7 protein-coding genes are annotated in these 6,168 nt (G+C 56.6%); 4 read left to right on the forward strand and 3 right to left on the reverse strand.

Annotated features, from left to right (window positions below):
• From VKV29_RS01535 to VKV29_RS01550, 4 genes are all read left to right on the forward strand, one after another.
• A partial coding sequence (locus VKV29_RS01535; RefSeq protein ID WP_324199531.1) for a glycosyltransferase family 4 protein occupies window positions 1-1,036 on the forward strand: 1,036 nt, incomplete at its 5' end.
• A gap of 9 nt (window positions 1,037-1,045) precedes the next feature.
• The gene (lipB, locus tag VKV29_RS01540; RefSeq protein WP_324199532.1) at window positions 1,046-1,756 is read left to right on the forward strand and encodes a lipoyl(octanoyl) transferase LipB; all 711 of its coding nucleotides are present in this window, start codon (window positions 1,046-1,048) and stop codon (window positions 1,754-1,756) included.
• A gap of 49 nt (window positions 1,757-1,805) precedes the next feature.
• Window positions 1,806-2,930: a GNAT family N-acetyltransferase gene (locus VKV29_RS01545; protein WP_324199533.1), complete on the forward strand. Its 1,125-nt coding sequence runs from the start codon at window positions 1,806-1,808 to the stop codon at window positions 2,928-2,930.
• A 26-nt stretch (window positions 2,931-2,956) separates the two neighbouring features.
• A complete protein-coding gene (locus VKV29_RS01550; RefSeq protein WP_324199534.1) occupies window positions 2,957-3,691 on the forward strand; it encodes a M48 family metallopeptidase in 735 nt (244 codons plus the stop codon).
• A 2-nt stretch (window positions 3,692-3,693) separates the two neighbouring features.
• On the opposite strand, the gene VKV29_RS01555 is transcribed toward VKV29_RS01550, so the two are convergent.
• The 3 genes from VKV29_RS01555 to VKV29_RS01565 form a co-directional block, all read right to left on the reverse strand.
• The gene (locus VKV29_RS01555) at window positions 3,694-4,332 is read right to left on the reverse strand and encodes a hypothetical protein (protein ID WP_324199535.1); all 639 of its coding nucleotides are present in this window, start codon (window positions 4,330-4,332) and stop codon (window positions 3,694-3,696) included.
• A 137-nt stretch (window positions 4,333-4,469) separates the two neighbouring features.
• On the reverse strand, window positions 4,470-5,477 hold the full coding sequence (locus VKV29_RS01560; protein ID WP_324199536.1) for a Gfo/Idh/MocA family oxidoreductase: 1,008 nt from the start codon (window positions 5,475-5,477) through the stop codon (window positions 4,470-4,472).
• Window positions 5,478-5,489: 12 nt separating this feature from the next.
• On the reverse strand, window positions 5,490-6,168 hold a 679-nt coding region (locus tag VKV29_RS01565), incomplete at its 5' end, for a sugar phosphate isomerase/epimerase (RefSeq protein ID WP_324199537.1).

Here is a 6,168-nt window from a genome sequence, read left to right on the forward strand (position 1 = left end):
CGCTAACCGCTTGCGGGAGCGAGAACATCGTGTTCTGGTGATATGCCCGCCGGGCGGCTGGCTGCCCGACCGCGTGCGCGAAGCAGGTATGGAGTGCCGTGAGGTGGTAATGCACGGGCCGCTTTCGCCCTTTGCCGTTCCGCGCATCGTTAAAACCGCACGAGCCTTTCATGCCCACATCCTACACACCCATCTTACCCGTGCGGCCTACCTCGGCCATATCGCAGGCCGGTTGGCCGGCCTGCCCGTTGTCTCCAGTGTGCATGTCATCAATCGAAACCCGGCCTACCGCTTTCTGCCCAATCGCGATCCCTCTATTGTGGCCGTGTCGGAGTATTTACGGCAATGGCTTATCGAGCACGGCGTCCCTCCCCAGCGCGTCCGTACCGTCTATAACGGCACGGACTTTACCGAGTTTCCCACCCTCGATCCGCTAGAGCAACGCAAGGTGCGGCGCGAACTCGGCGTGCCCGACGATGCCCTTTTGGTGGGGCTTTTCGGCCAGATCAATGCGTTCAAAGGGAGCTATCTTTTGGTGCAGGCGGCGCGGCGCGTGCTGGAGTGTTATCCCTCGACCTACTTCGTTTTTGTGGGTGCCGTTCAACCGCAGGTAGAGGCCGACCTTAAAGCGCTGGCGAAAGGCTATGTGGAGCAACTGCGGTTTACCGGAACGCGCAACGATGTTCGCCGCCTTATGGCCGCCATGGATGTCATCACCTTGCCATCCTGCTATGAAGCCTGTAGTATGGCCATCATCGAGGCGATGGCCGTGGGCAAACCGGTGGTTGCCACGCGCGCCGGAGGCAATCCGGAACTGGTGCAAGATGGCGAGACGGGGCTGTTGATAGAAAGAACCCCAGAGGCCCTCGCCGAAGCCCTTGTGGAGATATTGGCCGATACCTCTCGCCGCCGCCGCATGGGCGAAGCCGCGCTGCAGGTGGCAAAAGCCCGATTTGCCTCCTCCGTTACGGCCCATCAGATCGAGGAGCTTTACAGCCGACTCGTCAACTCGACGGCTGCCCAGCTCTCCGGGTAAATATCTGCCATGATACTACGGGTGCAACAACTTGGTATTGTGCCCTATCAACAGGCATGGGATTTGCAGCGCCACCTCGTAGAGGAGCGTAGAAAAGGGCACATTCCCGACACGCTTCTCCTGTTGCAACACCCTCCGACGATTACCTTTGGGCGGTTTTCAAGCGCGAAGAACCTGGTAGCCTCTCCAGAGACGCTCAAGCGGCTGCAGGTGGAGGTTGTTCCGTCGGATCGGGGGGGCGACATCACGCTTCATGCGCCCGGCCAACTGGTGGGCTACCCCATTTTCGATCTGCAATCGCCCCCGCATAAGCCGGACGTGCACAACTACCTACGCCTTGTGGAAGAGGCGCTTATTCAGACATTGGCAGCCTATTCCCTCAAAGGATGGCGCTTCCCCGGCTATACCGGCGTTTGGGTGGACGGCCCGGAAGGACGACCGGAAAAGATCGCTGCCATCGGCATTCGCATCCATCGCTGGATAACGCATCATGGGTTTGCATTTAACGTTACCACCGATCTCTCCCTCTTTCAGCTCATTGTGCCCTGCGGCATACAAGCCTATGGGGTTACCTCTTTGTTACGGCAGACAGGACACAGCTATTCTATAGAGGAGGTGGGCCGGCAAGCGGCTGCTGCGTTCGCCACCACCTTCGGCCACGATAATTTGGAGTTCGTGCCTCAGACCCCACAGGCACCCCCGTGCGAACAGGGCGCTTAGAGGTACAATCTAACAGGTATCCTTCGAGGGACACCGAGGGGGCAGAGTTTTGCAAGTTAAAGAGTTTCGTGAACGCGAGGCCGTAGAACTCCTTAAACCGATTTGGCAGGCGCTGCAAGAACGAGCTGCAGATATTACGCCTTTCCAGACTTGGGAATGGAATGAGGCTTGGTGGCGCCATGTGGGCACGAAGCGGCGTGCTCGTGTGCTTGTGTTCTACGACAATGGCGAGCCGGTAGCCCTTGCACCGCTCTGTGTCGGGCGCTATCTCGGCACCCCCCTCCGCCGTTTGGAGTGGATCGGCACCGGTTCCTCCGATTATCTGGGTTTTTTGGCGCTCCCTGGCCACGAAAAAGCCGTCGCAAAAGCCTTGTTCAACCATCTCCGCACCTCTTTAGACGGCTGGAACCTTGCCGATCTTCAGCAGCTTCCCTCGCATTCGCCATTGCTCGACCAAACTATTCTGCCTACCGTTGTGGGCATTCAGCCCATCGAACCTTGCCCCTATCTTCCTTTGCCGCCGCGTTGGGAGGCCTTAACGGCGCGTTTAGGCAAAAAGATGCGCTTCAACATCGGTTACTATGCCCGGCTGCTTCAACGCACCTTCCCCGATACGGCCTTCCTAATTGCCACGCAAGAGACTTTGGAAGAGAGCATGGAGGCCCTTTTTACGTTGCATCAACGGCGTTGGAACGCAAAATGGCTGCCGGGCGTGTTCGGCAGTCGTAGGGTTCAGGCGTTTCATAAGGAGGTGGCGAACCGCTTCTTAGAGAAAGGTTGGCTTCGGCTGCATGTTTTGCGGGCCGATGGAAACATTCGGGCTGTGGTCTACTGCTTTGCCTTTCGCAATAAAACCTACTACTATCAGGCAGGCTTCGCGCCGGAATACGCCCGCTACAGCCCCGGCACGGTTTTGGTGGCCCAAGCCATCCGTCAGGCTATTGAAGAGGGCCATGTCGAGTTCGATTTTTTGCGCGGGCAAGAGCCTTATAAGTACCGCTGGCAGCCTCAGGAACGGTGGAATCAGCGCTTGTTGCTGCTGCAGGCGCACGGCTCCGTTTGGGAGAAAGCCACACTGGCAGGGCGCATCGGTTTTGCATTAAATCGTCTTGAGCGGTTTGTGGAAGCCCGAGTAAAGGCGGGTTTGCAGAAAAAAGGAGAAGCCTCTTCTTGAGTTCTTAGAAAGCGAGGTCTCAGACCATGCGGCGGCGTCATTATGTGGTGTTGTTCGTTATTCTGTTATGGCTTCCCACGCTTAGCGGATGTCGTACCCGTAGTTTCCTCTCTACCAAACAGGAGATAGAGCTTGGGAAAGAGGGTGCACGCGAGGTAGAGCAAGAGTTCCGCGTAGATACCACCTCCCCAGATGCCGAGCGGGTACGAAAAATAGGCGAGAGCCTTCTACCCCACATGGATCGGCGCGATGTGCCCTACTCCTTTAAGGTGCTTATCTCGAATCAGATAAACGCTTTTTCTTTGCCCGGCGGCCCCGTCTACGTTTTTCGAGGCCTCCTCGATCTGGTAGGCAATGACAACAGCGCTCTTGCTTGTGTCATCGGGCATGAGTGCGGGCATATCAATGCGCGGCATGTGGCACGTCATATCTCAACCGACATCATTCACAGTGCCCTTATCTCCATCCTTTTCCCCAATGCCAACGTACAAAATGCCGTAGGCCTCGTGGATCAGATTATCCAGTTAAAATACAGCCGTGACGACGAATACGAGGCCGATTGGCGCGGGCTTTCCTACGCCTACTACGCCGGCTATGACCCCAATGGCCTTATCCGCTTCTTCCACAAACTAGAGCTTGTGGAGAAGTGGGAGGGGGGGAACAACACCCCAGAATGGCTGCAAGACCACCCCCTAACCCCCGAGCGCATTAGGCGCGCCGAATGGATCATCGCCCACCACGACTATCGTTATGGGCATTAAGGCTAGTAGCTCGTATAGCGCGTTCCTCCAAAGCCGCGGAAGATAAGTCGGGTTATGAACCACAGAATCAGCCCAAAAACGGCGAGGCTAATAAACAGGTGGAACCAGTTGAAACCGCCGGGATAGTAGTACCCGCCGGGGCCGACGTAAGGGGGATAGTAGTAGAAGGCCGGATGGAAGGGCAGATAGTAGTACCAGTGGGGAGCGCCCCAGTAGAAGCTGTAGTCGCTCCATCCGCCATAGTAGTGAGCGGGATAGACGTGCCCGCGATAGATGTAAGAGGAGGAGTGGGTATAGCTCGGCCCCCTTCCAAAGGCGCCTGTACGTCCAAACGAGCCACCATAGCTTCGGGTGGAGGAGCTATAGCTGCGACTTCCACCGTACGTTCCACCGTAGCTGCCGCTTCGACCAAACGAACCGCCATAACTCCGTGTGCCGGAGAAGGAGCTGCTGCGACCGCCGAAAAAGCCGCCATAGCTTCGAGACCCTCCAAAGGAGCCGGAGCTGCGCCCGAAGCTTCCGCCATGAAAACCACCGCCAAAACTGCCTGGTCGCGCCATCGCCAGCGGAGCGGTAAAAAGCAAAGCCGTAAAAGCCAACAGCAGCGCCAGGAAAGCCGACTTTCTTGTCGTTCTCTTCATATCGAGGATGTCCTCCTTCGTACTAAATACGGGTGTAAGGTTCAAGCTCCCCATAAAAAGCAAGAGCTATCGTATAGATCGTAAAACTTTGTCAAAAGGTTTCACGCGTTTTTACGATAGCTCTGTGCTTTGCCGGATTAGCCGATCTCTTTGAGACTTACCCTGCGTCCCTCTTGAGCGCTTTTGATGGCCGCAAACACCATGGCCAGCGATTTCAGGTTGTCGGCAGCGCTGCATTCCGGATCGCGGTCTTCGCGAATGGCCGTAAAGAACTCGTCGAGAATCGCCTGATGAGCAGGTGGCACCTCCAAAGGCTCGATCTTTTCTTGTATCGGCCGTTCCACGCGATGGAGATGAGAGTAGGTCATCTGATGCTTGTCCCAATCTATACTGCCTTTTGGCCCCTCGATGCGCCAATCCCCGTTCCAGCCGGTTTGCGAGCCGACGGCACAGCCGCAGGCGACATGGGTGGCGACGAGGCCATCGGGATAGAAAAAGACGATGGAGTGCGCGGCATCTCCCTTGTGCCAGCCCCAAGGGTGATTCCAGGTGATAGCCTGCACGCTCTCCGGCTCGGTGCCGAGAACATAGCGCAGCATGTCGAAGTGGTGCACCATCATGTCGTTGATGAGCATGTAGGGTTGAGTAACATAGTGAGAGCCGGGAATGTCGGCCCAGGGAATGTAGAACCGAATATCGCACTGCCCCGGTTTGCCGATCTTGCCCTCTGCAAGCAGCTTTCGGGTGGTGCGGGGGAAGCTGCCGAAGCGATAGTTTTGGGTGATCATGTGCTTGCGTCTATGCTTTAAGCCCTGCTCCACCACCTGCTTTGCCGTGGCGTAGTTGTCGCTGAGGGGTTTTTCTTCCAAAACGTGGAGGCCGGCGGCAAACGCTTTTTCGGCAATAACGTGGTGGACGGACGGAGGCGTGACATCGAGCACGAAATCGGCCTGAACCTTTTCAAGCGCGTCATCGAGAGAGGCGAAAAGACGCTCCTTGGGAACACTGTGGTGCTCGATGGCGCGTTGCTGGTTTGTCGAGGAAGGCTCTACGTAGGCCACAATTTCGCAGTCGTTGCGCTTGCGTACCTCACGCAACCAAAAAAGGCCTTGTCCTCCCAACCCGGCGAGAATGCAGCGATACATGTCCTTGCTCCTTTACGATCTTTTTGCTTGTTCAATGCAGTTCCTTACATAATCTAAGCTTTTCGCCAAATTTTGTGCCTTTTCCTGTGGGGTGTTGCCGGTTAGACCGCACTCATAGGCCATATAGCCGGTGAAACCGATCTCAAGCAGCACCTTAAAGGCGGCCACAAAATCTATATCTCCGGTGCCCGGCTCCATGCGCGTGTTATCGGCGAGGTGGATGTGGGCTACATGCTTGCCGGCCTCTCGAAAGGCCTGAGGTGTGTTGGTCTCCTCGATGTGCATGTGGAAAAAGTCGCTAAGCAGCGCAATACCTTCCACATTCGCCTCCTCAATAACCCGCACCCCATCGCTTTGACGACGCAGATAGTGCTGCTCGTAACGATTGAGCGGTTCAAGCAGAAAGAGGGTGTTATGTGCGGCGGCAAAGGGGCCGATCTCTCGACAGATAGCCACCATCAGCTTGTCCTCGATCTCCAAAGGCGTCATAACCGGCGAGAGATCGGGCACACGCGCATTGCCGAAAATAGGCGGGCATATCTGGCCTGCGGCGCCCACCTCGCCGCAAAAAGCCAGAATGGCCTTGCTTCCTTCAATGCTTTTTCGACGCTTGTGCGGGTCGGGGTCAAGGAAATCGAAGCTTGGGTGCCCCTCAAGGTCGGCATTCCCACAGACGCTGGAGATGGGGACG

This window comes from Chthonomonas sp. (assembly GCF_035294165.1).
Classification (GTDB): domain Bacteria; phylum Armatimonadota; class Chthonomonadetes; order Chthonomonadales; family Chthonomonadaceae; genus Chthonomonas.